21 protein-coding genes are annotated in these 26599 nt (G+C 72.7%); 13 read left to right on the forward strand and 8 right to left on the reverse strand.

Features of this window, described 5'->3' with window-relative positions; translation table 11 throughout:
- The first annotated feature begins 138 nt into the window (after positions 1-138).
- Together OG361_RS33925 and OG361_RS33930 are read left to right on the forward strand one after the other, a co-directional pair.
- A complete protein-coding gene (locus OG361_RS33925; protein WP_405859672.1) occupies positions 139-939 on the forward strand; it encodes a Scr1 family TA system antitoxin-like transcriptional regulator in 801 nt (266 codons plus the stop codon).
- A complete protein-coding gene (locus OG361_RS33930; protein WP_405859674.1) occupies positions 936-1130 on the forward strand; it encodes a DUF397 domain-containing protein in 195 nt (64 codons plus the stop codon). The genes OG361_RS33925 and OG361_RS33930 overlap by 4 nt, the downstream gene beginning before the upstream one ends.
- Here OG361_RS33930 and OG361_RS33935 read toward each other — a convergent pair.
- Both OG361_RS33935 and OG361_RS33940 read right to left on the reverse strand, forming a co-directional pair.
- Entirely contained in the window at positions 1121-1681 is a 561-nt protein-coding gene (locus OG361_RS33935; protein WP_405859676.1) for a hypothetical protein, read from the reverse strand. The two genes, OG361_RS33930 and OG361_RS33935, sit on opposite strands and share 10 nt — an antisense overlap.
- A 119-nt stretch (positions 1682-1800) precedes the next feature.
- Positions 1801-4671 (reverse strand): glycoside hydrolase family 3 C-terminal domain-containing protein, encoded by a 2871-nt coding sequence (locus OG361_RS33940; protein WP_405859678.1) that lies wholly within the window; start codon positions 4669-4671, stop codon positions 1801-1803.
- 410 nt (positions 4672-5081) lie between these two features.
- Here OG361_RS33940 and OG361_RS33945 point away from each other — a divergent pair, with 410 nt between their 5' ends.
- Genes OG361_RS33945 through OG361_RS33965 form a run of 5 tightly spaced genes read left to right on the forward strand, consistent with a single transcriptional unit; the run spans position 5082 to position 13027 of the window.
- On the forward strand, positions 5082-6803 hold the full coding sequence (locus OG361_RS33945) for a Tat pathway signal sequence domain protein (protein WP_405859680.1): 1722 nt from the start codon (positions 5082-5084) through the stop codon (positions 6801-6803).
- Positions 6800-7852: an ABC transporter permease gene (locus OG361_RS33950; protein WP_405862596.1), complete on the forward strand. Its 1053-nt coding sequence runs from the start codon at positions 6800-6802 to the stop codon at positions 7850-7852. Before OG361_RS33945 ends, OG361_RS33950 begins: the two co-directional genes overlap by 4 nt.
- Positions 7849-8766 (forward strand): carbohydrate ABC transporter permease, encoded by a 918-nt coding sequence (locus tag OG361_RS33955; protein ID WP_405859682.1) that lies wholly within the window; start codon positions 7849-7851, stop codon positions 8764-8766. Before OG361_RS33950 ends, OG361_RS33955 begins: the two co-directional genes overlap by 4 nt.
- A 38-nt stretch (positions 8767-8804) precedes the next feature.
- Positions 8805-10820 (forward strand): beta-galactosidase, encoded by a 2016-nt coding sequence (locus OG361_RS33960; RefSeq protein ID WP_405859684.1) that lies wholly within the window; start codon positions 8805-8807, stop codon positions 10818-10820.
- Positions 10817-13027 (forward strand): glycosyl hydrolase family 95 catalytic domain-containing protein, encoded by a 2211-nt coding sequence (locus OG361_RS33965; RefSeq protein ID WP_405859686.1) that lies wholly within the window; start codon positions 10817-10819, stop codon positions 13025-13027. The genes OG361_RS33960 and OG361_RS33965 overlap by 4 nt, the downstream gene beginning before the upstream one ends.
- 40 nt (positions 13028-13067) lie before the next feature.
- Here OG361_RS33965 and OG361_RS33970 read toward each other — a convergent pair whose 3' ends face one another.
- The 4 genes from OG361_RS33970 to OG361_RS33985 all read right to left on the reverse strand — a co-directional run bounded on the left by OG361_RS33970 (position 13068) and on the right by OG361_RS33985 (position 17640).
- Positions 13068-14150, reverse strand: a complete 1083-nt coding sequence (locus OG361_RS33970) for a LacI family DNA-binding transcriptional regulator (protein ID WP_405859688.1) — start codon at positions 14148-14150, stop codon at positions 13068-13070.
- 164 nt (positions 14151-14314) lie between these two features.
- Entirely contained in the window at positions 14315-15289 is a 975-nt protein-coding gene (locus OG361_RS33975) for a hypothetical protein (protein ID WP_405859690.1), read from the reverse strand.
- 168 nt (positions 15290-15457) lie between these two features.
- Positions 15458-16489, reverse strand: a complete 1032-nt coding sequence (locus tag OG361_RS33980) for a zinc-binding dehydrogenase (RefSeq protein WP_405859692.1) — start codon at positions 16487-16489, stop codon at positions 15458-15460.
- On the reverse strand, positions 16486-17640 hold the full coding sequence (locus OG361_RS33985; RefSeq protein WP_405859694.1) for a mandelate racemase/muconate lactonizing enzyme family protein: 1155 nt from the start codon (positions 17638-17640) through the stop codon (positions 16486-16488). The genes OG361_RS33980 and OG361_RS33985 overlap by 4 nt, the downstream gene beginning before the upstream one ends.
- A gap of 235 nt (positions 17641-17875) precedes the next feature.
- On the opposite strand from OG361_RS33985, the gene OG361_RS33990 reads away from it, so the two are divergent.
- Positions 17876-18658, forward strand: a complete 783-nt coding sequence (locus tag OG361_RS33990) for an IclR family transcriptional regulator (protein ID WP_405859696.1) — start codon at positions 17876-17878, stop codon at positions 18656-18658.
- A gap of 199 nt (positions 18659-18857) precedes the next feature.
- Here OG361_RS33990 and OG361_RS33995 read toward each other — a convergent pair whose 3' ends face one another.
- The gene (locus OG361_RS33995; RefSeq protein ID WP_405859698.1) at positions 18858-20135 is read right to left on the reverse strand and encodes an ROK family protein; all 1278 of its coding nucleotides are present in this window, start codon (positions 20133-20135) and stop codon (positions 18858-18860) included.
- Positions 20136-20265: 130 nt separating this feature from the next.
- Between OG361_RS33995 and OG361_RS34000 the strand changes: the two genes are divergently transcribed.
- The 5 genes from OG361_RS34000 (at position 20266) to dgoD (ending at position 24858) form a co-directional block, all read left to right on the forward strand.
- Positions 20266-21189 (forward strand): SMP-30/gluconolactonase/LRE family protein, encoded by a 924-nt coding sequence (locus OG361_RS34000; RefSeq protein ID WP_405859700.1) that lies wholly within the window; start codon positions 20266-20268, stop codon positions 21187-21189.
- Positions 21190-21237: 48 nt separating this feature from the next.
- Positions 21238-21939, forward strand: coding sequence for a bifunctional 4-hydroxy-2-oxoglutarate aldolase/2-dehydro-3-deoxy-phosphogluconate aldolase (locus OG361_RS34005; RefSeq protein WP_405859702.1), 702 nt, complete (start codon positions 21238-21240; stop codon positions 21937-21939).
- Positions 21936-22901, forward strand: a complete 966-nt coding sequence (locus OG361_RS34010; protein WP_405859704.1) for a sugar kinase — start codon at positions 21936-21938, stop codon at positions 22899-22901. Before OG361_RS34005 ends, OG361_RS34010 begins: the two co-directional genes overlap by 4 nt.
- A gap of 62 nt (positions 22902-22963) precedes the next feature.
- Positions 22964-23716 carry an SDR family NAD(P)-dependent oxidoreductase gene (locus OG361_RS34015; RefSeq protein WP_405859706.1) on the forward strand — a complete coding sequence of 251 codons (753 nt, stop codon included), beginning with the start codon at positions 22964-22966 and terminating at the stop codon, positions 23714-23716.
- Complete coding sequence (dgoD, locus tag OG361_RS34020) at positions 23713-24858, forward strand: galactonate dehydratase (RefSeq protein WP_405859708.1); 1146 nt, start codon at positions 23713-23715, stop codon at positions 24856-24858. Before OG361_RS34015 ends, dgoD begins: the two co-directional genes overlap by 4 nt.
- Before the next feature lie 59 nt (positions 24859-24917).
- Here the strand turns inward: dgoD and OG361_RS34025 are convergent, their stop codons facing one another.
- Positions 24918-26474 carry an arabinogalactan endo-beta-1,4-galactanase gene (locus tag OG361_RS34025; RefSeq protein WP_405862598.1) on the reverse strand — a complete coding sequence of 519 codons (1557 nt, stop codon included), beginning with the start codon at positions 26472-26474 and terminating at the stop codon, positions 24918-24920.
- Positions 26475-26599: the final 125 nt, after the last annotated feature.

Below are 26599 nucleotides of genomic sequence, written 5' to 3' on the forward strand. Positions count from 1 at the left end.
GGCATGGGTGTTCCTCTCTGTAGCGAATCCACTACTAGGAGGCATCAGCGTGACCTACAGTCGATATGCCTTCAACGTACGAGTGGATGAGGGAGAGTTGGGGTCAACCGCAAGGAGCTGGACCCGGACAGCGGGCCCATGGCCGCGTACGGGGCGCGTGTGCGCAGGCTGCGCGAGGAGCGGGGCTGGACGCAGGAGGAGTTGGCCACCCGGACGGGGTACTCCAGCAAGCACATTTCCGCCGTCGAAATTGGTAGCCGACCCTCAACTCTCAAGTTCTCGGGGGCTCTCGATGGAGCGTTCGGACTGACAGGAACGGATCAGTCGTTCGGCCGAGAGTGTCAGCAACTGAGGCGCGGCGTGCTCATGGAGGGCTTCCCGGAGTACGTCCATCAGGAGCGCAAGGCCGTAGAGATCCGGCTGTTCGAGATCGGCGTCGTCTCGGGTCTCCTTCAGACACCCGAGTACGCACGGGCTTTGGCAGAGGGCGCCGTAGCACGGGGAGCCATCACGGCGGAGCAGGCCGTCGAGCGCGTAGATTTTTTGGTGGAGCGTCAACAGGTTCTGGAGCGGGAGCGCCCGCCGATGCTCTTCGTCGTGATGGACGAGAGCTGCATCCGTCAGCTGGTTGGTGGCCCTGAAGTCATGGACGCGCAGCTCGACCGACTGGTGGCCTTCGCGGCGCGTCCGTACACGGTCCTCCAAATGGCACCGTTCGCCTTAGGGGAGAGGCGGTCACTCAGTCGGCCCGTGAACATCCTGACTCTTCCCGACCGATCTGTGCTGTCGTACGCCGAGTCGCAGGCCCAAGGCCACTTGGAGAGGGAGAGCGGAGCTGTGTCGTACCTGGTCACGACCTACCATCAGCTCGCAGCGGAGTCGCTCTCCCAGGCGGACTCCGTGGCCATGATCAAGGAAATACGAAAGGGCATGCTGTGACCACCGAGTCCCCCCGCTGGTTCAAGTCCTCCTACAGCACCGATGGTGGCAACTGCGTGGAGGTCGCCCACAACCTCGTGCCCACGCACGGCGTCGTCCCCGTCCGCGACTCCAAGGTTCCGTCAGGTCCGACGCTCGCCGTCTCCGCCGCCGCCTTCGCCGTCTTCGTCGACTCGGTGCGTCAGCGGTAGTCGTCCGGATGGCCCTGCATCCACGTGTTGATGAAGTCGCGGGTGCCGACGAGCAGCTTCTCGTGCTTCTTCAGGTTCTCGAAGGAACTGTCGCCGGCCAACGTCTTGTTGAGCTCGGCGATCTTCTGGATCGGCTCGGGGAAGTGTCCGGGCCCCTTGGGGTCGGCCTTCATCGCCCCGTCCAGCTCCTGGAGTTCCTTGTGGACGCGGCCGAGGAAGTAGGCGCAGTCCGTCGCGCAGGAGTCGTTGAGCGTGGCCTGGAGGGTGGCGAAGGCGTCACGGACCTTCTCGCCGGAGGACGGCGCGAGCTCGCCGGTCGTGGTGGGGGCGCCGTCGGGCTCCGCGGGCGCGGGCGCGGTCGTGGGGTCGGTAGCGGTCGCCTCCGGCGCACCGGTCGTGGCCGATGCCGATGCCGATGCCGATGCCGATGCCGCCGTGCCCGGGCCCGCCGCCGGGCGGTCGGGCTCCGGCGTCGTGCCGCAGGAGACGGCGAGCGCGGCGAGCGCCGCCGCGAGCAGAGCGACGCGGCGTACGGATGACGTGCGGGTCATGGTGGGCCCCCAGGTAGACGATCACGGGAGCCTACCTCCCTCCCGCACGCTGAGGAGGAGCGTCCCGCCGGGCCCCGAGGCCCTGGCGGGACGCCCCATGCGTCGCGCTTCCCGGTCCCTCAGCCGGAGAAGGTGACGTGCGCGAGGCGCAGCGGCCCGCGCAGTTCGACGCGGAAGTCCGTCACGTCCCGGACGTGACAGGGCGCCCCCACGGTCGTGTGGTCGTACGAGCCGTCCGTGGGCTCCACCGTCACGCGGGCCAGCTCGGCCGTCCCCGTACCGGCGAAGAACGCCACCTCGCCCGACCCTGCGGCCGTCACGGCCAGTTCCGTGACGCCGTCGCCGAAGTCGCAGGCCCGGTAGAGGAGCGTGCCGGGCACGTCCGGATCGGCCGGGGTCACCGCGTCGCCCGAGACCCGGGAGCGGTCGACGATCACGGTCGCGGTCTGCTCGTCGTAGTCGGCGGCCTCCAGACCCGTCTCCAGGACCGGACGCGGCCCGGGCGCCGTGCCCGGCACGTCGACTCGGACCGTACGGCGCACGTCGGCGCTGGACGCTCCCGCCTGGATCTCGTACGCGCCGGGTTCCACCGTCCACCGGCCGTGGGCCACGTCCCAGTACCCGAGCGACGCCATCGGCACCGCGAAGGAGAGCGTGACAGAGGCGCCGGGGGCGAGGTGGACGCGCTCGTGCGCGAGGAGTTCGCGGTGCGGGCGGGCGACGGACGGCGCCACGGCCCGCGCGTACACCTGGGCCACCTCGTCGGAGGCGACGGCGCCCGTGTTCGTCACCGCGCACGTGATCCGGAGCGTCTCCCCGTCGACGGCCGCCGTCAGCCCCTCGTACCCGAAGGAGGTGTACGACAGACCGTGCCCGAACGGGTAGAGGGGGGTGCCGTCGAAGTACAGGTACGTCTGGCGGCCGCCGATCACGTCGTAGTCGAGCATCCCGGGCAGGTCGGCGTCCGCCGCGTACCAGGTCTGCGGGAGCCGTCCCGCCGGGGAGACGTCGCCGGCCAGGATCCGGGCGAGCGCCGTGCCCGCCGCCTGGCCGCCGTGCGCGGTCCACAGCAGCGCCGGGAGCGTCCCGGCCGCCTCCGGCACCGCGTACGGGTAGGAGGAGACGAGGACGAGCGCGGTCCGGGGGTTCGCGGCGTGCGCGGCCCGCCACAGCCGGTCCTGCTGGGCGGGGAGGGTGAGCGTCGTCCGGTCCTCGGTCTCCCGCCCGTTGACGTGCGGGTCGTTCCCCGCGACGACGATCACCACGTCGGCTCCGGCCGCCGCCCGGGCGACCGCCTCCTCACCCCGCTCGACCGTCTCGACCGAGAACACCTCGGCGGATTCCCGGTCGGCGGCAACCTTCACACCCCCGGCGGCGACAGAGACGTAGCCACCCGTACCGAGGTGCAGAAGGAGGTGCCCGTCCCCGTGTCCGTCTCCCTGGGCTTCGAGCCGGAAGGTCTCCTGGACGACCCAGCCGCCGGGCTCGTCCGCCGAGGCGCGGACGAACCCGTCCTCGGCGACCGAGAGGTACCGGCCGTCGGGGGCGCGCAGGGTCAGCACCCCGTCGCCCCAGTCGACGAGGGCCAGTTCGGACCCCTCCGCGTCGGCGGTGAGCGGCGGCAGGTCGGTGCGGCCCGCGAGCAGCGCCGGGTCGAGCGCGATCTCCGTGTCCCTTGCCTTGGCCATCGCCCCGCTCTCCGGCACCCGCAGCCACCTGCCCGACGCGGTCCGCAGCCGGATCCGGTCCACCCCCTCGGCGAAGGTCACCCGCTCCGGTCCGAACCGCTCCCGGAGCCCGTCGAGCGGGGTGGAGCGGTGGAGCAGCGAACCGCTGTACCAGTCCAGCTTGCAGGCGTCGCCGAGGAGCCCGACGACGGCGATCCGTACCCCCTCCCGGACGGGAAGGAGCGGACCCTCCTCGTCCGGCGGCTCGTTCCTGAGAAGCACGACCGCCGCCTCGGCCGCCTCACGGGCCAGCTCCCGGTGCTCGGGGGTGTCGAACCGGCTCTCGTCCGCGTACGGATCGAGCTCCGGGTCGAACTCGCCGAGGAGACAGCGCACGGTCAGCTGCCGTCGCACCGCCCGGTCCACGTCCTCCCGGTCGATCAGGCCGCGCTCCAGGGCTCCGCGCAGCCGGCCCAGGATCACCGAGGTGTCCGTCCCGTGGTCGGTGAAGGAGTCGACCCCGGCGCGCAGCGCCGCCGCCACGGCCTCCTCGTGCGTGGCGAAGTACCCCTGGGAATCCGCCAGGTTGGACGGGGCGCCCGCGTCGGAGCAGACGAGCAGCTCCTGCTCCGTCCAGGTGCGCAGCTCCTCCTCCAGGTACGGGGAGAGGTGGTTCGGCCGTCCGTTGACCAGGTTGTACGCGGGCATCACCCCGGCCACCGCGCCCGCCTCGACGGGGCCGCGGAAGGCCCGCAGGTCGTACTCGTGGAGGACGCGCGGACGCACGGAGGCGGAGGAGGTGTCGCGGGCCGCCTCGTTGTTGTGGGCCAGCCAGTGCTTGAGGACGGGTGCGGTGCGCCAGTACAGCGGATGGTCGCCGCGCAGCCCCCGGGTGAACGCGGTCGCGATCGCGGAGGTCAGCCCCGGGTCCTCCGCGTACCCCTCCTCGCCGCGGCCCCACAGCGGGTTGCGCAGCAGATTGACCGTCGGTGCCCAGACGTTGAGGCCGACCCGTTCGTCCTTGGCGCGCATCGCCCGCGCCTCGCGGGAGACCGCCTCGCCGACCCGGCGGACCAACTCCGGGTGCCAGCTCGCCCCGAGCCCCACGGCCTGCGGGAAGACGGTCGCGGGGCCCATCCAGGCGACGCCGTGGAGGGCCTCCTGGCCGGTGCGGAAGGCGGCGAGGCCGAGGCGCTCGACGCCGGGGGTGAACTGGTGCAGCAGGGCGAGGCGTTCGTCGGCGGTGAGCCGGTCGAGCAGATCCTCGACGCGCCGGGCGACGGGAAGGGCCGGGTCACGGAAGGGCGGCCGGTGTGCGGTCACGTGCGAGTCCCTTGGCAGAGGAGGAGTGGGGGAAGCAGGAGGAGTGGAGGAAGCAGGGGAAGCAGGGGAAGTGGAGGAAGCAGGAGGCGTGAAGGGCGCAGAAGCTTTTCGAAGCGCTTCGATGCTCCGTGCGCGAGGAGTGGGTGTCAAGCCGTGGAAGCGGCCCACTTCCCCATCTCCCAAGGGGTCTTGGAGTCTCGCCGAGGCGGCGAAAAGCCCGAGAAACTCGGGAACGACTCTTGCCGCGCCTGTGACGGTCACTTAACCTCGCAGCAACATCGAAGCGCTTCGACTCGATGGTCGACAGCGCCCCGGGGCTCCGCCCCGCCCGCTCCACCTCCACCACCGCAGCCGGCCGACGACCCCTCGGTCGCCGTATGTCCTGGCGCGTGCCATGAAGGGTTGACGCAATGACGCCGAACGCCGTCTCCACGGGCTCCCGGAGATCCACCCAGAGCCGGAGCGACACCGGGCAGAGCCGGAGGGGCTTCCTCGCCTCCACCGCCGTCGCCGCCGCCGCGGTGGCCGGCGGCGCCCCGCTGCTCACGGCCTGCGGTGGCGGATCGGACGCCGGGAAGAAGGACGGCACCACCACCGGCAAGGACGCGGCGAAGCTCCTTCCCGCCTTCGAGGCCAGCACCGTCGTCGCCCCCGACATCGCGCCGAAGAACGGCTCCGCCGCCGGCTTCACCCGCGCCATCCCGAGCGCCGACCTCAAGGCGTCGGTCGCCGCCAAGAAGGGCAAGGGCGGCGCCCTGACCGTCATGGCCCCGTTCTGGGGGCCCCCGCCCGCCTCCGACAACCCGTACTACAAGGCCATGAACGAGGCCATCGGCGTCCGGGCCACCTGGCAGAACCAGGACGGCAACGTCTACGACCAGAAGCTCGGCGCCGTCCTCGCCTCCAGCGAGATACCCGACGTGGTCGTCGTCCCCGGATGGAACCTCGGCGGCAAGATCCCGAGCGCGATCAACGCCAAGTTCGAGGACCTCGGCCCGTACCTCTCCGGCGACAAGGTCAAGGCCTACCCCAACCTCGCGGCCATCCCCACCGACGCCTGGCAGCGCTCCATCTTCGGCGGCAAGCTGCGCGGCCTGCCCATGCCCGCCTCGTACGTCACGAACATCGCGCCCTTCTACCGCAAGGACCTCTTCGACGCGAAGGGCTGGCAACTCCCCAAGAGCGCCGATGAGTTCCTCGCCCTCGCCAAGGAGATCACCAGCGCCAGGACCAAGGTGTGGGCCTGCGGCGACATGACCTGGACCGCCTACAACATGTTCGGCGTGCTCCCCGGCAGCGACAAGGCGCTCGGCTGGCACCTCGTCGACGGCAAGCTGGTCAACCGCATCGAGACCCCCGAGTACCTCGAAGCACTGGCGTGGACCCGCAAGCTCTACGACGCCGGAGTCGTCCACCCCGACGAGAAGACCCAGAACCAGGGCGACACCAGCCTCCGCTTCACCGCCGGCCAGTGCCTGATCTACAACAACGACCTCTCCCACTGGTACGCCAAGACCTCCGAACAGGCCGCGCAGAAGGCGGCGTTCGCCATGGCCGCCATGGACATCCCCGGCCACGCGGGCGGCACCCCGAAGCTGTGGGCCACCAACCCCGCCAACATCTGGGCCTTCGTGAAGAAGGGCAGCTCCAAGGCGGTCGTCGAGGACGCCCTCGCCATCGCCGACTTCACCGCCGCGCCCTACGGCACCAAGGAGCGGATGCTCACCGACTACGGCGTCGAGGGTGTCCACCACACCGTCAAGGACGGCCTGCCCGTCAAGACCGACAAGGGCAACCAGGAGGTCAGCAGCTCCTGGCTGTTCGTCGCCAGCCCCGCCCCCTACGTGGCCCACCCCGACACCCCCGAGGTCACCCGCGCCATGGTCGAGTGGCAGCAGCGGATGGGCGCCGTGACGTCCAAGTCCTCCTTCTACGGGATGACCATCACCGAGCCGTCCCAGTGGACCGGCCTCATGAACGACTTCGAGCAGCTGGAGAAGGACATCGTCCGCGGCCGCAAGAAGGTCTCCGACATGCAGCAGGCCGTCTCCGAGTGGAAGACCAAGGGCGGGGACCAGTTGCGCGACTGGTACAAGAAGCTCCTCGACACCAACGGCTCCGCGGCGAGCTGACCGTGAGCACGCTCGACACCAAGGCGGCGGAACCGGCCGCGCAGGACCCCGACGCCCGGTCCCCTCGCCGCGAGGGCCGTCGGGACCGGCCGGGAGACCGGCACCGGAGCCGTACGGACGGGCGCGTCCCGCTCGGCCGGCGGTTCCGGCGCGACCGGACCCTCCTCCTCATGACCGTTCCGGCGCTCCTGCTCGTCCTGGTCTTCAACTACATCCCGATCCTGGGGAACGTGGTCGCCTTCCAGGACTACGACCCGTACGTCTCCACCAACGGCGTCACCGCCATGCTGGAGAGCCCCTGGGTCGGCCTCGCCCAGTTCGAACGGGTCTTCTCCGACCCGTCGTTCTGGCACGCCGTCGAGAACACCTTCGTCCTCTTCCTGCTCCAGCTGGTGCTCTTCTTCCCGGTGCCCATCGCGCTCGCGCTGCTCGTCAACAGCGTGCTGCGGCCCCGGGTCCGGGCGGTCGTCCAGGCCGTCCTGTACCTGCCGCACTTCTTCTCCTGGGTGCTCGTCATCACCGTCTTCCAGCAGATCCTCGGCGGCGCCGGCATCATCGCGCAGACCCTCCGGCTCCACGGCCACGAGGGCTTCGACCTCATGACCGACCCGGCGATCTTCAAGTTCCTCGTCACCGCCGAGGGCATCTGGAAGGACGCGGGCTGGGGCGTCATCGTCTTCCTCGCCGCGCTCGCCGCCGTCAACCAGGACCTGTACGAGGCCGCCGCCATGGACGGGGCCGGGCGATGGCGCCGCATGTGGCACGTCACCCTGCCCGCGCTGCGGCCCGTGATCGCCCTGCTGCTCGTCCTGCGCGTCGGCGACGCGCTCACCGTCGGATTCGAGCAACTGCTGCTCCAGCGCGACGCCGTCGGACCGGGGGCCGCCGAGGTCCTCGACACCTTCGTGTGGTGGACCGGACTGCGCAGCCAGGACTTCAGCTACGCGGCCGCCGCCGGACTGATCAAGGGAGTCGTCGGCCTCGTGCTGGTGCTCTCGGCGAACAAGGTCGCCCATCTCATGGGCGAGCAGGGGGTGTACCGCAAGTGACCCGGAGCCTCACCTCGCGATGGGCGGCGCCCGCCCGGCCCGTCTGGGAGGAGCCGCCCGGCCGGGCCGGCCTGGCGGCCAAGGGCGTGCTCCTCGCCGCCGCCTGCCTCGCGGTACTCGTACCGCTGTGGATCGTCGTGGTCACCAGCCTCTCGTCGAAGAAGACGATCACGGAGGTGGGCGGCCTGGTGGTCGTCCCGAGGGACGTCACCTTCATCGCCTACCAGGAGCTGCTGAGCGGCGGCCAGGTCACCCGGGCGGCGATCGTCAGCCTCCTCGTGACCGTGACCGGCACCCTCTTCTCGATGGCCGTGTCCGTCCTCTGCGCGTACGGGCTCTCCCGGCCCGGCTCGCTCGGGCACCGCTTCATCCTGCTCGCACTGATGGCCACCATGTTCTTCGGCGCCGGACTCATCCCCACGTACCTGCTGGTGCAGACCCTCGGCCTCACCGACACCTATCTGGCGCTGATCCTGCCGAGCGCCGTCAGCGTCTTCAACATCCTCGTCCTGCGCGGCTTCTTCATGGGCATCTCACCCGAACTCGTCGACAGCGCCCGGATCGACGGCGCGGGGGACCTGCGGATCCTCTGGCAGATCGTGATGCCGCTCTCGCGGGCGGTGATCGCCGTCATCACCCTCTTCTACGCGGTCGGTTACTGGAGCGCCTGGTTCAACGCCTCCATCTACCTCAGCGACCAGAACATGATGCCGCTGCAGAACGTCCTCATCCAGCTCGTGCAGAAGCAGGAGATCCCGGTCGGCCTCGGCCAGGCGGTCAAGGCCGGGAACCTCTCCGGGCTCGCCGTCCAGATGGCCGTCATGGTCCTCGCCCTGCTGCCGGTCGCCGTCCTCTCGCCCTTCGTCCAGAAACACTTCAGGAAGGGCATGCTCACCGGCGCCGTCAAGGGCTGACCCCGTTCCCCACCACCCTCGTACGGAGAGACCGCCCGATGTCCAGCCTCGACGACCTGACCCGCCCGCCCGGCCGGCCGCCCCGGCTCCTGTACGGCGGCGACTACAACCCCGAGCAGTGGCCCGAGGAGACCTGGGCCGAGGACGCCCGGCTCATGCGCGAGGCCGGGGTCACCTCCGTCACCCTCGGGGTCTTCTCCTGGGCCCGCATCGAACCCACCCCCGGAGCCAGGGAGTTCGGCTGGCTCGACCGGCTCATGGACCTGATGCACGAGCACGGCGTCGGCGTCGTCCTGGCCACCCCCACCTCCTCGCCCCCGCCGTGGCTGGGGCACCGCCACCCCGAGACACTGCCCCGCGACGAGGACGGCAGGACCGAGTGGTGGGGATCGCGCCAGCACTTCTCCCACTCCAGCGAGGTCTACCGGCGCCACGCGGCCGCCATCACCGAGGACCTCGCCGCCCGCTACGCCCACCACCCCGCCCTGACCATGTGGCACATCAACAACGAGTACTGCACCCACGACTGGGGCGACGAGGCCGCCCGCACCTTCCGCCGCTGGCTGAAGGACCGGTACGGCACCCTCGACGCCCTCAACACCGCCTGGGGCACCGACTTCTGGAGCCAGCGGTACGCCGCCTGGGACGAGATCCTGCCGCCCCGCCGCGCCCACTACCTGAAGAACCCGGCGCACGTCCTCGACTTCCGGCGCTACACCTCCGACCTGCTCCTGGAGTGCTACCGCGCCGAGCGCGACATCGTCCGCCGCCACACCCCGCACCTCCCCGTGACCACCAACTTCATGCCCTTCTGGTCCGGTCAGGACGGCTGGGCGTGGGCGGCGGAGGAGGACGTCGTCTCCGTCGACGTCTACCCCGACCCCCGCGACCCGGGCGCCGGCCAGTACAACGCGATGATCGGCGACCTCACCCGCTCCCAGGCCGGCGGCCGGCCGTGGATGGTCATGGAGCAGGCCGCCGGTGCGGTCAACTGGCGGGGCGTCAACCACCCCAAGCCGTACGGCCTCAACCGCCTCTGGGCGCTCCAGTCCGTCGCCCGCGGCGCCGACGCCGTCTGCTACTTCCAGTGGCGCCAGTCCCGCCAGGGGGCGGAGAAGTTCCACTCCGGCATGCTCGGTCACGCCGGCGAACGAGGCCGGGTCTTCCGCGAGACCGTCCGCATCGGCGAGGACCTCGCCGTCCTCGGCCCCCGGGTCGCGGGCTCCCGCGTCACCACCGACATCGTCCTCCTGCAGGACTGGAACTCCTGGTGGGCCGAGAACCGGGACGGGGCGCTCTCCAGCCGCGTCGACCACGCGGAAATCGTCCGCGCCTGGCACCGCGCCCTCTGGGACGCCCACCTCCCCGCCTCCTTCGCCCACCCCCACGACGACCTGAGCGGCCACCGGCTCGTCCTCGTCCCCCACCTCTACCTCCTCGACGACACGGCGATCGAGAACCTCACCGCGTACGTGCGCGGCGGCGGCACCCTCGTCTGCGGCTTCCTCACCGGCATCGCCGACCAGGACGACCGGATCCGCCCCGGCGGCATGGACGCCAGGCTCCGGGAACTCCTCGGCATCGACCTGCTCCAGGAGTGGTGGCCGCTCGACGAGGGCGAACGCGTCGACTGCGGCACCTTCCACGGCACCCTCTGGTCCGAGGAGCTCACCCCCGCACCGGGCGCCGAAGTCCTCGCCACCCACCGGGGCGGCGAACTCGACGGGATGCCCGCCGTCCTCCGCAACGGCCGCGCCCGGTACGTCTCCACACTCCCCGAACCCGCCGCCCTGAGCGCGCTCCTCGCCGAGGCCGCCCACGAGGCGGGAGTGCGTCCCGTCCTCGACGGCCTGCCCGGGGGCGTCGAGGCGGTCCGCCGCGGCGAGCTGCTCTTCCTCCTCCACCACGGGCGCGACCCCGTCACGGTCCCGCTGCCCGGCCGCCACCGCGACCTGCTCACCGGCACCGTGACGGAGGGAGCCGTGAAGCTGGACCGGTTCGGGGTCGCCGTCCTCGAGGAGCACCCGCCCATCCCCGGGGAGGAGCGCCCGTGATCCACGGCACCTGGGAGCCCGCGCCCGCCGCCCGCTGGGAGGACGCCTTCCTCACCGGCAACGGCCGGCACGGCGCGCTGGTCTTCGGCGACCCCGAGGACGACCGGGTGATCGTCACCCACCACACCCTCGTACGGCCGAACAACGCCCCCGCCGACACGGCCCCGCCCCGGCTCGCCACCGCGCTCCCCGCCCTCCAGGACGCCCTGCTCGCCGGAGACACCACCGCCGCCGAACGGTTCACGGACGGCCGCCCGCTGCGCTGGGTCCGGCCCTTCCACCCCGCCTTCCGGACCCGCGTCCGGCGCGCACCCTTCTGTACCGGCGCGGCGACGCACCGGTCCGTCGACTTCACCACCGGGGTGGTCACCGGCGTGTGCGGGGAGCGGCGCAGCGAGGTCTTCGTCTCCCGCGCCGACGACGTCCTCGTCCAGTACGTCTCCGATCCCGGACCGGTGGTCGAGGTCGAACTCGACCACCGGCTGCCCGGGGTCCCCGCCGAGCTCGGGGTCGGGCGCGGCATCGCCTCCGCCCGCCGCGAGACCGTCCTCACCCTGCGGGCCCGCTACCCGGACAGCCCCCACGGCTACACGGGCCTCACCCTCCTCCTCGGCGACGCCGGACGCACCACGCTCACCGCCACCGGCGTACGGATCGAAGGCGCCCGGCAGCTGCTCCTGCTCACCCGGGTACGGCGGGACGAGGAGGGCATGGAGACCTGCGCGGCCCGGGAGGCCGAGGACGTCCGGTCCCTACGCGCACTGACCGGCTCCGGCGACGACCTCGCCGCCACGTACGCCCGCCTCCTCGCCCGGCACGCCGCGCTCCACCGCCCCGCCTACGGCCGCGTCGCCCTCGACCTCGGCGCCGACGCGACCGACCGATCCCTCCCCGGCTCCGCCCTCCTCGCCCGCCCCGACAGCACCGCCCTCCCGGAACGCCTCTTCGCCGCCGGCCGCTACCACCTGCTCTCCTCCTCCGGCCTCCTGCCGCCCCGGCTCACCGGACTGTGGACCGGCGACTGGAACACGGCCTGGTCCGGCGCGTTCACCACGAACGCCAACCTCAACCTCCAGATCGCCTCCGCCGTCGCCGCCGACCTGCCCGAGGTGACGGAGGCTCACCACGCCCTGGTTCAGGGGCAGCTGGCGCACTGGCGGGACAACGCCCGGGAGATCTTCGGGGCCCGGGGTGTCGTCGCCCCCAGTCACACGGACGGCGAGTCGGGCCACACGTACCACTTCAGCCGCGAGTACCCCCTCCACCTGTGGACCGCCGGGGCCGACTGGCTGCTCGTACCCCTCCTCGAACGCGAGGAGGCGAGCGGCCGCCGCGACCCGCGCGTCACCGGCGTCCTCACCGAACTCGCCGCGTTCTACGAGGACTTCCTCACCCGCACCGGAGCCGACGGACGGCTCGCGATCGTCCCCTCGTACTCCCCGGAGAACCGCCCGCGCGGCGGAAGCTGGGGCGCGGTCGACGCCACCATGGACATCGCCGCCGCCCGGCACGCCCTGCGCGCCGCCGCCGACCGTGCCCCGGCCCCGGACGCCACCCGGCTCCGCGCGCTCGCCGACCGGCTCCCGCCGTACCGGGTCAACGACGACGGGGCGCTCGCCGAATGGGCCCGGCCAGGCCTCGGCGACCGCTACGACCACCGGCACCTCAGCCACCTGTACCCGGTCTGGCCGCTGGACGAGATCAATCCGTACGACACCCCTGACCTCGCCCGGGCGGCCCACCGTGCCCTCGAACTCCGGGGCAGCGAGAACGAATCGGCCCACGGACATCTCCATCACGGCCTGGTCGCCGCCCGGTTGGGGGACGCGGCCCGGACCGAGGACGCCCTGGCCCGCGTGCTCACGGGGGACTACTTCCACGACTCCCTCATGAGCACGCACTATCCGGCCCGTGACGTCTACAACGCCGACGCCGCGCACGCCCTGCCCGCCCTCCTGATCGAGGCGCTCGTGCAGTCGACCCCCGAGCGGCTCGTGCTCCTGCCCGCGCCGCCCGCCCGCATCCCGCGCGGCCGGCTCACGGGCGTACGGACCCGGTTCGGCGCGCGCGTCGACCTGGAGTGGTCACCGGGGGAGTACCACGCGGTCGTCCGACCGGACCGGGACGCGGAGATCGAGCTCAGGAGCCCGGCGGGGGTGTCCCGGCTCGTCCTGGGCGCGGGCGAGGAACGGGTCGTCGGTTCCTGATCGCGCGGGGCGGCGGAGGGTGGCTGACGGCGGTCCGACCTCAGCCCGTCGTGCCGCGCGCCGCCGGGGGCCCCGAGCTGTCCCGGGCCGTCAGGACGGGGGTGAGGAGCTCGACACCGCCGGCCCCCTCGCCGCCGGCCTCCGCCTCACCCCCGGTGCCTTCACCGCCGGTGCCTTCATCGCCGGGCCGCCCGGCTAGCCCCGCGATCAGCCGCTCCACCGCCCGGCGGCCCAGCTCGTGCGCGGGGATCGCCACCGAGGTGAGCGGCACGGAGGCCTGCGCGGCGACCGCCTCCGGGCAGACGGCGACCACCGACACGTCCTCGGGCACGGCCCGGCCGGTCCGCCGCAGGAGCGCGAGCAGCGGTTCGACGGCCGTCTCGTTCTGCACGACGAAGGCGCTGACCCCGGGCCGCTCGTCGAAGATCCGGGCGAGGACCCCGGCCACCGCGTCGTGACTGCCCTCGCAGGGCCGGTGCAGCAGCCCGACGCCGTGCTCCGCCGCCCGGTCGCGCAGGCCGCGCAGGGTCCGCTCGGCGAAGCCGGTGTGCCGGGCGTAGACGCCGGGGGACTCCCCGATCACGGCGATCTCCCGGTGGCCAAGACCGGCGAGATGCTCCACGCACAGCGCCCCGGCCGCCGTGAAGTCCAGGTCGACACAGCTCAGTCCGGCCGGGTCGGCGGGCAGCCCGACCAGGACGGCGGGCGGGCCGGCCGCGCGCAGCACCGGCAGCCGCTCGTCGTCGAGCTGGACGTCCATCAGGATCACCGCCTCGGCGAGACCGCTGCCGGTGACCCGGCGCAGCGCCGAGGGGCCCTCCTCGCCGGTGAGCAGCAGCACGTCGTAGCCGTGGGCCCGGGCGGTGGTGGCGACGGCGACCGCGATCTCCAGCATCACCGGCACGTACATGTCGGTGCGCAGGGGCACCATCAGCGCGATGATCCGCGACCGGCTGCTGGCGAGCGCGCGGGCGCCCGCGTGCGGCTGGTAGCCGAGCTGCTCGATGCTGGCCCGCACCCGCTGCCGGGTCAGGTCGGAGATGGGGCGCTTGCCGCTGAGCACGTAGCTGACCGTGCTTGCCGACACTCCGGCGTGCCGGGCAACCTCGACAAGGGTGACCATCCGTTCTCCCCGTGGGCCGTGGCTGTGGTGAAACGCTTCGACGAAGCCCGCCGAGTGATCGCTTCGGCGACCCAGCGAGACCGTAACGTGACCGTGCTGACGTGTCCAGAGAGAAGGATCAGGAAAATCGAAGCGCTTCGACGAAGGGTCTGTCAGGCAGGCCCCTAGGGACTGTCCTCGTCGGAGACCGGGAAGCGGTGGAGCTTCCCGGGGTGCCGGGAGCCGAGCGGGGACATGCCGCCGTCCGCTCCGAGGCGGGCGAGCAGGTCGAGGACGAGCCGTCCGCGCCGTACGCGCTCTCGGGCGGTGGCGAGGGCCTGCTCCCGCAGGTGAGCCCCGTAGGGGTAGATCCCGGCCGCCCGGCTCAGACCGAACTTCAGGTAGAGCGGCGCGCCCCGGCGGATCAACTCGGCGGCCTCGTACATCCGGACGTACCCCCCGAGGTCGTCCGGGGCCTCGACGTACAGATCCATCGGCGCCCGGCTGACCCGGCGGATCTCGGTGAGATGGGCGAGGGTCAGATCCGAGGGCACGTTGAGGGAGTCGGCGCCCAGCCGCTCGTGCACGGCGTACGCCGCCGGGTTGACCGGGCCGATCAGCGCGGACACCTTGAAGGTGGTGTCGCTCGGCAACACCCCTTCGGTACGCAGCCGGTGCAGGGTCCACAGGACGCCCTCGTCGGCGACGAGCAGACACCGCACGCCCAACTCGGCCGCACGCAGGGCGTCTTCGACGCACCCGGCGAGCGCGTCGTGACCCCGGGCGCGGAGCCCGGCCCCGCCGGAGTCGGTGCGGGTGGCGGCCCCGGTGTCCCAGGTGCCGCGCGGGCCGGTGAACAGGCAGAGCTCGACGGAGCGTTCGGCGCAGGCGTCGACCATCTCGGTGATCTCGGCGTCGGTGAGCATCCAGACGCCGCTGCCCTGGCTGACCCGGTGCACGGGGACGTCGAGCCGCTCGCTCTCGGCGAGGACGACGGCGAGCGCCTCGGGGCCCTCCACGGAGGGGAGTTCGGTACGCCAGAGCCCGCCGTCGGGGAAGGCGTGCGGGGAGGCGCCGGCGAGGTCCTCCGCCGGAACGGGGTGGCCGATACGGCGGAGCGCGTCGCCGCCGGGACGTCGGGGTGCCGGTCGCGTGGTCATCGGAATCCTCTGTTCGGGAGGTCGGACGAGGTGCGGACGAGGTCGGACGAGGTGCGGTGGAGGTGCGGTGGAGGTCGGACGAGGTGCTGAGGAGGCGAGGGGAGGGTGCGGAGGAGATCGGACGAGGTGCGAGAGGGTGCGCAGGAGGCGAGGGAGCGGTACGGGCGCTCAGGGGTGCAGGAGGACCTTGCCGGTGCCCGGGGCGCCGCCGCCCACCAGGGCGAGCGCCTCGCCGAACCGTTCCAGCGGGAACTCGTGGGTGACGAGGGGGGCCGGGTCGAGCAGCCCGGCCGCGAAGGCGCGTACCGCGTCCGTCCAGGCCGCGGAGGAGGCGCCGAAGACGGAGCGGAGCTCCAGCTGGCTCACCGACAGGTGGACCGGGTCGATCCCGGCGGCCCCCGCCGCGAACATGCCGGTGAGCACCACCCGGCCGCCCCGCCGTGCGAGGAGGCAGGAGGAGGCGGCCGTGGTGGGTGCCCCGGCGGTCTCCACGACCAGGTCGAAGCGGCCGGAGACGCAGGCCGCCTCGCTGGGGGCGAGGGCCCGGCTCGCGCCGAAGGACAGGGCCTGTCCGGCCCGTTCCGCGCGCGGGTCGACCACGGCGAGTTCGGCGGGGGAGGAGGCGGCCAGCCACTGGACGGCGAGCAGGCCGAGCGTCCCGGCGCCGACGACGGCGATCCGCTCGCCCGGGCGCGGCCGTCCGGCCCGTACGGCGGCGGCGACGACGGCGGCGGGTTCGAGGAGCGCCGCCGCCCGCAGGTCCACGCCCCGGGGTAGCGGGTGCAGCAGCCGTGCGGGGACCACCAGGTGCTCGGCGAAGGCGCCCGGCTCGGTGAAGCCGGTCTCCGCGTACCCGGCCGTGCAGAGGCTGGTCTCCCCGTACCGGCACCGCTCGCACACCCCGCAGGACCGGAAGCCCTCGGCGACGCACGGGCGGCCGACGAGGTCCGGGTCCACCCCGGCGCCGACGGCCTCCACGGTCCCGGACCACTCGTGTCCGGGGACCACCGGGTAGCGGACGTACCCCGGGGCGCGGTGGCCGTCGTACAGCTCGCGGTCGCTCATGCAGATGCCGGCGGCGGCGACCCGTACGAGGACCTCGCCGGGACCCGGACCGGGCAGCTCCCTGTCGACGAGCCGGTGTTCACCGGGTGCCTCGACGACGATCGCCCGGCTGCGACGTGTCGGGTCCTCGCTCACTCGGGCCGCCTCTTCTCCCAGCCTTCGGCCCACAGGTCGAACCGGGCCCGCCGCTGCGGGAACTCGGCCGCCGCGTCCACGTCCAGCTCGACCCCGAGCCCCGGCGCGTGCGAGATCGTGAAGCAGCCGGTCTCCGGATCCACCTCCGGAGCCCCGCTCACCACCTTCTTGATCTCGGCGTCCGCGAAGTCGTTGAAGTGCTCCAGGACCTTGAAGTTCGGTGTGCAGGCGGCGAGTTGGAGGGAGGCCGCGGTGAGCACCGAGCCGCCGACGTTGTGCGGGGCGACCAGCACGTAGTGCGTCTCGGCGGTGGCGGCGAGCTTCCTCGCCTCCAGGATGCCGCCGATGTGGCCGACGTCGGGCTGGACGATGTCGGCCGCCTGCGACTCGAAGAGCTCCCGGAACTCGATCCGGTCGTGGATCCGCTCGCCGGTCGCGATCGGCAGGTCGACCTTGTCGGCCACCTTCCGCAGGGCCTTGAGGTTCTCCGGCGGCACCGGCTCCTCCAGCCACGCGGGCCGGAACGGCGCCAGCTCGTGGGCGAGCCGGACCGCCGTCGCGGGGGAGAAGCGGCCGTGCATCTCCACCATCAGCTCCGTGTCGGGGCCGATCGCGTCCCGTACGGCCTCGATGAGCGAGACCGCGTACCGCGAACGCTCGGCGTCCAGCTCGAACCGGCCGGTGCCGAACGGGTCGATCTTCAGCGCCCGGTAGCCGCGGACCACGACCTCGCGGGCCGCCGCGTGGTAGGCCTCCGGGGTGCGCTCGGTGGTGTACCAGCCGTTGGCGTAGGCCGGCACCCGGTCGGTCACCTTCCCGCCGAGCAACTGCCACACCGGCACGCCGAGGGCCTTGCCCTTGATGTCCCAGCAGGCCATCTCCACGACGGCGATGCCGGACATGACGATCTCCCCGGCCCGCCCGAAGTCGCCGTACTTCATGCGCCGTACGAGATCCTCGACCGCGAAGGGGTCGGAGCCCGTGAGGTGGTTGGCCTCGGCCTCGCGGAGATAGCCGAGCAGGGCGTCGGTGTGCCCGAGCATCCGGGTCTCGCCGACCCCGGTCAGCCCCTCGTCGGTGTGGACCAGGACGTACGTCAGATCGCGCCAGGGCGTTCCGACGACATGCGTGGTGATTCCCGTGATGCGCACGGTGGTTGCTCCCCGGGGGCGCTGGCGTGGTGTTCGAGATGTCGAATGCTGTTCGGTGGATCGGCGAGACCGTAGGCAGCCGCCCGCCGACGTGTCAATGGGAGCGTGTCCACACGGTCCGCGGCCGTCCGGCCGGTGCCCGGTCGTTGCCCGGCCGGTGGTCCACCGCTAGTCTCTGTCCGCGATTTCGGTCGCTGTACGGTATTTCGAACGGGCAGAGGGTGGGGTGGGCCTCGTGGGACGACTCGTTCCGGCGGTGACCAGGGCATTCGACATACTGGAGCTCTTCCTCCAGGGCGACGGGACGCTGTCGGCGCCCGAGATCACCCGCAGCCTCCAGCTGCCGCGCACGACCACGCACGAGCTGGTCGCCACGCTGACCGCACGCAACTACCTCGTCGCGGTGCCGGAGCAGCCCGGCCGCTACCGGCTCGGCGTCCGCACGTACCAGCTCGGCAGCCGGTACGCCGAGCAGCTCGACCTCGCGGCCGAGGGCCACCAGGTCGCCCGTGAGGTGGCCGACACCTGCGGCGAGACGGTCCACGTGGCCCTCCTGGAGGACATGGACGTCATCTACATCGCCAAGGTCGACTCCACGCACGCGGTACGGATGGTCTCCGCGACCGGCCGCCGCCTCCCCGCCCACTGCACGGCCGTCGGCAAGATGCTCCTCGCCTCCCTCCCCGCCGCCGAACTCGAAGCGCGCCTCGAAGCCCGCCTCGAAGAGGGCCCGCTGGAGTCCATGACGCCGAACAGCCTCAGCGACCCGGCCGCGCTGCGCGCCGCGCTCGCGGAGATCGGGATCCTCGGCGTCGCCGTCGAGCTCCAGGAGTCCAACCCGGACGTCAGCTGTGTCGCCGCACCCGTCCGGGACCGCTCCGGCCGGGTGGTCGCGGCGCTGTCCGTCTCGGTCCCGGTGCACCGCTGGAGCGAGGACCGGGAGAACGAACTGACCGCCCTCGCAGCGAAGGGCGCCGGCGAGCTCTCGGCCAGGCTGGGGCACCGGGGCCTGCGCTGACGCCCCGGCGCCGTGCGTGGCGTGGGCCGGCGGCCGGCGTGCGCGGGTGTGTGCCGGCCACGGGTGTACGTGGGTGTGCGCCGGGCAACGGCGTACGTGGACGTGTGCCGACCACAGGCGCACGTGGGGGTGCGTCGACTGCGGGCGTACGCGGACGTGTGCCGACCACCAACGTGCGCGGACGTGCGCCCGGCTCGGGTCAGGACTCCGCATCGACCGATGCGTTACGGCGGCCGTCCCGGCGCTCGCGCGGCTGACGCATCCGGCTGACCGGGCCGAAGACCTCCCGGTCGTTGAGGAAGCCCTCCAGCGCTAAGGTGGCCGCTCCCCGGGTGACCGCGTTGTGCGGCACCGCGCTGCGCCGCAGGGCCGCCGCCCGGTGCGGCAGCGGCAGCGCGTGTCGCGTCACCGCCTCGTACGTGGCGGTCAGCAGCCGCTCGCCGAGCAGGTCGACGACCTGGTTGCCGAGGACGAGCACCCGGGGGTTGAGCAGGTTGACCAGATTGGCCACCGCCGCGCCCAGATAGCGCCCGGTCCTGTCGATCACGGCGGCGGCGGTCGGGTCCTGCTCCGCCGCCGCGCGCGCCAGCGCCGCGACCGTGGCCGCGTCGTCCGCCCCGGTCGCCCGCTCGTCGCCCGGCGCGAGCTCGCGCCAGGTCTGCGCGATCCCCCGGGTGCTCACGTACGCCTCCACGCAGCCCCGGTTGCCGCAGGTGCACAGGCGTCCGTCGAGGGCGAGGCAGGTGTGGCCCCACTCGCCCGCGCTGTTGGTGAAGCCCCGGTACAGCTGCCCGTCGATCGCGATCCCGGCGCCGACGCCGGCCCGCAGGGTGAGGACGACCAGGTCGTCCACCTCCCGCCCGGCGCCGAACCACAGCTCGGCGACGGTGCTGGCCCGCAGCGGGTTGTCGAGCCAGAGGGGCAGTCCGAGGCGGGCGTCGAGGAGGGCGCGCAGCGGCACCTCGTGCCAGGACCAGTACGGGGAGAACGACGAGACGCCACCCTCGCGCTCCACCATGCCGGGCACGCTGACCCCGGCCCCGAGCACCCGTTCGCGGGGCGTCCCGGAGCTGCTCAGCAGCTCCTCCACGCAGCCGGCGAGGACGTCGACGACGTCGGAGGGGCGGACGTCGCCCGGCGGGAGCGGACGCTCGACGGAGTGCCGGACCTCCAGGGCCAGGTCGAAGAGCTCGGCGTGGACGGAGGTCTCGGCGATGTCGACGCCGATCAGCGCGCCCCGCTCGGCGTTGACGGCGAGGCGGGCGCGGGGCCGGCCGCCGCTGGAGTCCTCGTGGCCCGCCTCCGCGAGCACGCCGGCCTCCAGGAGTTCGGCGGTGAGGTTGGCGACGGTGGCGAAGGAGAGGCCGGTCGCCGCCGCGATGTCCTGGCGGCTCATCGCGCCGGGGCCGGCGTAGACGCGCCGGAGGACCTCGAAGCGGTTGAGGCGTCGGATGTCCTGCGACGTCCGCTTGATCATCTGGGCTGTCCTCCGATCGACCGCGCTGTCCCCAGGATCTTATTCGAAGGGTTGGAAGAAGCGTGGGGCGGGGTATTTACAACCGTTAGACGAAGCCCTAGCTTTTTGAGGAGACAACCGAGGAGGACAGATGCTGCACCTCAGGGCCGTGCCCTGCTCCCCACTGCCCGGCCGCCTGACGGAGGGTCCCCTCTGGGACGACCGGCGCCAGGAACTGCTCTGGGTCGACATCCCCGAGGGGCTCGTCCACCGGGCCGCCCTGACCGACGGGCGCGACGGGAGCGACGGCAGCGAGGAGCACGACCTCGCGCTCCTCGCCACGCTCCGCTTCGACCGTCCCGTCGGCGCCGTCGCCCTCTGCGCCTCCGGAGCCCTCCTCGTCGCCGCGGGCGCCTCCTTCCTGCGTGTGGAAGAGGACCGCCCGGTCGCCGAGGCCGTCGAACTCGCCGCAGCCGAGTTCCCCGACGACGGGCTCCCGCGCCGTATGAACGACGCCGCCGTCGACCCCGCCGGCCGGCTCCTCGCCGGAACCATGGCGTTCGACGAGAGCCCCGGCGCGGGCGCCCTCTACCGCCTCGACGGCGACGGCCTCGTCACCCTGCTCGACTCCGTCTCCATCTCCAACGGCCTCGGCTGGAGCCCCGACGGCAGCCGCCTCTACTACGCCGACAGCCCCACCGGCCGCGTCGACGTCTTCGCCTACGACCCCGAGACCGGCGCCCTGAGCGACCGGCGGCCCTTCGCGGTCCTCGACCGGGGCGTCCCCGACGGACTCACCGTCGACAGCGAGGGACGGGTCTGGGTCGCCGTGTGGGGCGGCGGCGAGGTCCTCGCCTTCACCCCCGAAGGCACCCTCCACGCGCGCGTGGAGGTGCCCGCCTCGCACGTGACGAGCTGCGCCTTCGCGGGCCCCGCGCGCGACGTCCTGGTCATCACCACGGCGACCGCGGGCCTCGACGAGGAACGCCTGCGCGCCGAACCCGACGCCGGCCGCCTCTTCGTCTGCCGCCCCGGCGCCACCGGCCTGCCGACCACCCCGTACGCCGACCGCTGACTCCGGCGGAACGGCCCAGACCCCAGACCCGCAAGGAAGAGCCGCACCATGACCACCCCGCACGAGCACCCGCTCACCCCGACCGACGGCCCGAGCAGCACCGGCGCCACCCCGAGCGCCGCCCACGAGGGGCTGCGCGCCGCCCTGGCCGCCGCCCCCGTCATCGCGATCCTCCGCGCCACCTCCGCCACCCGCCTCGCCGAAGTCACCGACACCCTCCGGGCGTCCGGCGTCCGCGCCGCCGAGTTCACCCTCACCACCCCGGGCGTCCTCGACGCGCTGCGCGAGTACTCCGCCGACGCCCCGCCCGGCCTCGCGCTCGGCGCGGGCACGGTGACCACGCCCGCCGAGGCCCAGGCCGCCGTCGAGGCCGGAGCCACCTACCTCATCACCCCCACCACCTCCGTCGAGGTCATCGCCGAGGGCGTCCGGCTCGGCGTCCCGGTGCTCCCGGGCGCGTACACGCCGACCGAGATCCTCACCGCCTGGCGCGCCGGGGCCACCATGGTGAAGCTCTTCCCCGCCGCCGCCGGCGGACCCGAGTACCTCCGCGCCGTGCGCGCTCCGCTGCCCGGCATCCCCCTCGTCCCGACCGGCGGCATCGGCGCCGCGGAAGCCCCGGCCTACCTCGCCGCCGGCGCCACCGCCCTCGGCATCGGCAGCCCTCTCGTCGGTGACGCCTGCGAGGGCGGCTCCCTCACGGCCCTCGCCGAGCGCGCGGCCGCCTTCCTCGACGGGATAGGCCGATGACGTCCCCGACCCCCGCCGCCCACCCCGAACTCGTCACCCTCGGCGAGGTCATGGCGGTGGCCGCCGCCACCGGACCCGGGCCGTTCACCACGGGAGCGCCCCTGCGCCTCGGCTGGGCGGGCGCCGAGGCGACCGTCGCCGTAGGCGTGAGCCGGCTCGGCCACCGCTCCGCCTGGACGGGCCGGGTCGGGGAGGACGCGACGGGCGCGATGGTCCTCGCCGGACTCCGCGCGGAGGGCGTCGACGTCTCCGGCGCCCGTACGGACCCGGCGGCCCCCACCGGGCTGATGCTCCGCGAACGGCGCACCGCCGACCGGCTCCGCGTCACCTACTACCGCGCCGGACTCGCGGGCTCCCGGCTCGCCCCGGAGGACCTCGGCGAAGCGTGGCTCGCCGGGGCCCGGATCCTCCATGTCACCGGCATCACCCCGGCGTTGAGCTCCACCGCCAGGGCCGCCGTCGAGCACGCCGTCGGGCTCGCCCGCGCCGCCGGGGTGACCGTCTCCTTCGACGTCAACTTCCGCGAACGGCTCTGGAGCCGCGCCGAGGCCTCCGGCGTACTGGGCCGCATCCTGCCGCACGCCGACATCGTCTTCGCCGGACCCGAGGAGGCCTCCCTCTTCGTGCCCGAGGACGAGCCGGAGCGGATGGCCCGCGCCCTCACCCGGTTCGGACCGGCGCAGGCCGTGATCAAGCTCGGCGCCGACGGAGCCCTCGCGGTCGTCGACGGCGAACTCCACGTCCAGCCGGTCGTACCCGTCACCGCCGTCGACCCCGTCGGTGCGGGCGACGCCTTCGTCTCCGGCTACCTCGCCGCCGTCCTCGACGGCTCCCCGCCGCCGGAACGCCTCCGCCTGGCCGCGCTCTGCGGAGCCTTCGCGGTGTCGGTCCCCGGCGACTGGGAGGGCCTCCCGCACCGCACCGAACTCGGCCTGCTCGCCGGCCAGGACATCAGCCGCTGAGCGTGCCCGGCTCCCGAGCCGTCCCCCGTCCCCGTACCGCCACAGCACAGGAACCCACGACCATGAACCGTTTCTCCGGACTGACCGCCGTCGTCACCGGCGCGGCCTCGGGCATCGGCGCCGCCAGCGCCGTCCGCCTCGCCGCCGAGGGTGCCGCGGTCCTCGTCTCCGACATCGCCGACGAGGCGGGTGAGGCCGTCGCCGCGGCGATCCGCGCCGACGGCGGCCGAGCCGCCTACGTACGCTGCGACGTCTCCTCCGAGGAGGACTGGGCCGCCCTGCGCGAGGAGGCCCACACCCGCTTCGGCCGGGTGTCCATCCTCCACAGCAACGCCTTCATCCACACCCTCGCCGCCGCCCACGAGCTCCCCGTCGCCACCTGGGACCGGGAGATGTCGGTCAACCTGCGGGCCCTCTTCCTCGCCACCCGCACCTTCCTCGACGACCTGCGCGCCGAGCGCGGCAGCGTCGTCGCCACCTCCAGCGTGCACGCGGACTTCGGCCTGCCCGGCTACCCCGCGTACGCCGCCGCGAAGGGCGGCATGTGCGCCCTGATCCGCCAGTTCGCCGTCGAGTACGGGCCGGACGTGCGCTTCAACTCCGTCCTGCCGGGGCCGATCCTCACCGAGGTGTGGAACGACGTCGACGAGGAGGGACGGCGGATCTCCGCCGACGCCACCGCGCTCGCCCGGCTCGGCCGCCCCGAGGAGGTGGCGTCCGCCGTCGCCTTCCTCGCCTCGGCCGACGCCACGTACATCACCGGAACGAACCTGGTCGTCGACGGCGGCTGGACCGTGAAGAAGGAGTCCAAGTGAAGATCACCTCCCTGCGCACCTACATCGTCGCCCCGCGCTGGTGCTTCCTGCGCATCGACACCGACGAGGGCATCACCGGCTGGGGCGAGCCCGTCGTCGAGGGCCGCGCCCACACCGTGGCCGCCGCCGTCGAGGAGCTCTCGGACTACCTGATCGGCCAGGACCCGATGAAGATCGAGGACCACTGGCAGGTCCTCACCAAGGGCGGCTTCTACCGGGGCGGCCCCATCCTCTCCAGTGCCATCGCCGGCATCGACCAGGCCCTGTGGGACATCACGGGCAAGGCCCTCGGCGTCCCCGTCTGGCAGCTCCTCGGCGGCAACGTCCGCGACCGCGCCCGGGTCTACAGCTGGATCGGCGGCGACCGCCCCGACGAGGTCGCCTCCGAGGCCCTGGCCCGCAAGAACGAGGGCTTCACCGCGATCAAGATGAACGCCTCGGCGCAGCTGCGGCTCATCGACACCCCGGCCGCCACCCAGGCGATCGTGGACCGGGTCGCGTCCATCCGCGAGGCCGTCGGCGACGAGTTCGACATCGCGATCGACTTCCACGGCCGCCTCACCGCGCCCATGGCCCGCCGCGTCCTGCCGCTCCTGGAGCCGTACCTGCCCTTCTTCGTGGAGGAGCCGGTCGTCCCGGAGATGAGCGACCACATCGGCGACATCGTCCGCTCCACCTCCATCCCGATCGCGACCGGCGAACGCCTCTACTCCCGCTGGGACTTCAAGAAGGTCCTCGAGCAGGGCATCGCGGTCGCGCAGCCGGACCTCTCGCACGCGGGCGGCATCTCCGAGGTGCGCAGGATCGCCGCGATGGCCGAGGCGTACGACGTCTCCCTCGCCCCGCACTGCCCGCTGGGTCCGATCGCGCTCGCCTCCTGCCTCCAGGTCGGCTTCGCCGCGCCGAACCTGCTGATCCAGGAGCAGAGCCTCGGCATCCACTACAACACCGGCTCCGACCTGCTCGACTACCTCGTGGACCCCTCGGTCTTCAAGTACGAGGACGGGCACGTGGCCCTGCCCACCGGGCCGGGTCTCGGCATCGAGGTCGACGAGAAGGCGGTCGAGCGGGCCGCCGAGATCGGGCACCGCTGGCGCAACCCGGCCTGGCGACGGGACGACGGCTCGCTCGCCGAGTGGTAGTCACGGCATGCGGAAGGGGCGGGCTCGTGAACGAGCCCGCCCTTTCGTCGAGTTGTCGGTCAGCGGTGCGCGAGCCAGCTCGCCGCAGGGAGCAGCTTGCTGTCGTAGTCGAACAGGGCCTGGTTCTCCCAGCCGTTGCCGGAGGAGGAGTCGGTCGGGTCCCAGCCGTTGCCGGTGACGGCGGTCCACGCCGGCTCCCAGTAGACGACCCCGAGACCGCGGCCGTTCGGCACGGCCTCGACGACGTTCATGATGTCCCGCAGCCAGGCCGACTGGCCGGCGCTGCTCGCCGGGTAGCCGGAGACCAGTTCGCTCGACAGGTCGATGATGTTCTCGTGGCCGTCCTCGCTGTCGAGACGGAACGGGTACGCGGTCTCCGCGACCATGACCTTCTTGCCGTAACGGGCCGAGATGTCGTCCAGGTTGGTCTGGAGCGAGGAGAGGGCGCCGTGCCAGTAGCCGTAGAAGGAGAGCGCGATGACGTCGTAACTCACGCCCTGCGCGGTCGCGTTGTCGAACCAGGTGCGGTAGAGGGCGTTGTCGCCGCCGTGGGCGAGGTGCAGGGCGATCTGCGTGCCGGAGGAGACCGCCTTGGCCGCCGAGATACCGGACTTGAGCAGCCCGGCGAGCTGTGACCAGTTGGACGTCGAGCCCTCGGGCCAGAGCATGCCGGTGTTGATCTCGTTGCCGATCTGCACCATGTCGGCCGTGGTGCCCTGCGCCTTCAGGGCGTTGAGGACGTCGTAGGTGTGGTTGTAGACGTCCGTGGTGAGCTGGGAGTACGAGTGGCCGGCCCAGGCGGCGGGCTTGCTCTGGGCGCCCGGGTCCGCCCAGATGTCGGAGTAGTGGAAGTCGACGAGGAGCTTCATGCCCTGGGCCTTGATCCGCTGGGCGGTGGCGAGGACGCGTGCCTTGTCGTTGTAGCCGTCGGCCGGATTCACCCACACCTTGAGGCGGCCGTAGGTCGCGCCCGCGTTCTTCAGGATGGCGACCGGGTCCCCGGTGACGCCCGCGGCGGTGCGGTAGGTCCCGCCGAGGTCCTCGCTCTTCTTGAGGGCCGACAGGTCGACGCCCCTGACCGCGAGCCCGGTCGTGCCGGAGGTGAAGGTCAGGTCGTCGACGTTGAGCCAGTTCCCGGCGTTGGCGTCGGAGTTGACGCTGACGGTGCAGGCGCCGCCGGTCACGGTGACGGAGGTGACGAGCCGTATCCAGGCGCCGTTGGACGTCACCGGCAGGTCGGTGCGCTGTTCGGCGGAGCCGCAGTTGCGCAGCGCCAGGTAGGCGGAGTTCTGCCCGCCGCCGGAGCGGACCCACGCGCTGAGCGTGTACGTGCCGTTGGCGAGCCCGGAGAGGTACTGGTACGTCTCGACCTTGTACGCCGACGCCGACCAGTGGCTGAGGCGGTAGCTGCCGCCGTGGCCCCCGGCCTCGGTGAACGAGGCGGCGTTCTGGCCGGCCGCCGAGTAGGTGGACCAGCCGGCCGGGGTGGCGGTCCCGGCGGCGTCGCTCTCGAATCCGGCGTTGGTGAGGGCGGCGGCGGCCTCGGCCTGCTGGGCGGCGGGCAGCGGGGCCAGGAGCAGGGCCCCCAGTGCCGCGGCGACGGCCACGGCCCGCATACGGATGCGGCTGGGTATGCGGCCGGGTATGCGGCTTCGGACGCGGCTGTGGGTGCTGCTTCGGGCGCTGCTTCGTACGGGGTGCATCGTCGAGTCCCTTCGACGGTGGCCAATGTGAAGTGTGG

This window comes from Streptomyces sp. NBC_00090 (genome assembly GCF_045160815.1).
Classification (GTDB): Bacteria; Actinomycetota; Actinomycetes; order Streptomycetales; family Streptomycetaceae; genus Streptomyces.

Coding starts and splice junctions, on each gene's coding strand:
- OG361_RS34010 (WP_405859704.1), top strand. CDS start 21,936: ATGACGTCCCCGACCCCCGCCGCCCACCCCGAACTCGTCACCCTCGGC.
- OG361_RS34000 (WP_405859700.1), top strand. CDS start 20,266: ATGCTGCACCTCAGGGCCGTGCCCTGCTCCCCACTGCCCGGCCGCCTG.
- OG361_RS34005 (WP_405859702.1), top strand. CDS start 21,238: ATGACCACCCCGCACGAGCACCCGCTCACCCCGACCGACGGCCCGAGC.
- OG361_RS33945 (WP_405859680.1), top strand. CDS start 5,082: ATGACGCCGAACGCCGTCTCCACGGGCTCCCGGAGATCCACCCAGAGC.
- OG361_RS33975 (WP_405859690.1), bottom strand. CDS start 15,289: ATGACCACGCGACCGGCACCCCGACGTCCCGGCGGCGACGCGCTCCGC.
- OG361_RS34015 (WP_405859706.1), top strand. CDS start 22,964: ATGAACCGTTTCTCCGGACTGACCGCCGTCGTCACCGGCGCGGCCTCG.
- OG361_RS33995 (WP_405859698.1), bottom strand. CDS start 20,135: ATGATCAAGCGGACGTCGCAGGACATCCGACGCCTCAACCGCTTCGAG.
- OG361_RS33960 (WP_405859684.1), top strand. CDS start 8,805: ATGTCCAGCCTCGACGACCTGACCCGCCCGCCCGGCCGGCCGCCCCGG.
- OG361_RS33925 (WP_405859672.1), top strand. CDS start 139: ATGGCCGCGTACGGGGCGCGTGTGCGCAGGCTGCGCGAGGAGCGGGGC.
- OG361_RS33935 (WP_405859676.1), bottom strand. CDS start 1,681: ATGACCCGCACGTCATCCGTACGCCGCGTCGCTCTGCTCGCGGCGGCG.
- OG361_RS34025 (WP_405862598.1), bottom strand. CDS start 26,474: ATGCGGGCCGTGGCCGTCGCCGCGGCACTGGGGGCCCTGCTCCTGGCC.
- OG361_RS33970 (WP_405859688.1), bottom strand. CDS start 14,150: ATGGTCACCCTTGTCGAGGTTGCCCGGCACGCCGGAGTGTCGGCAAGC.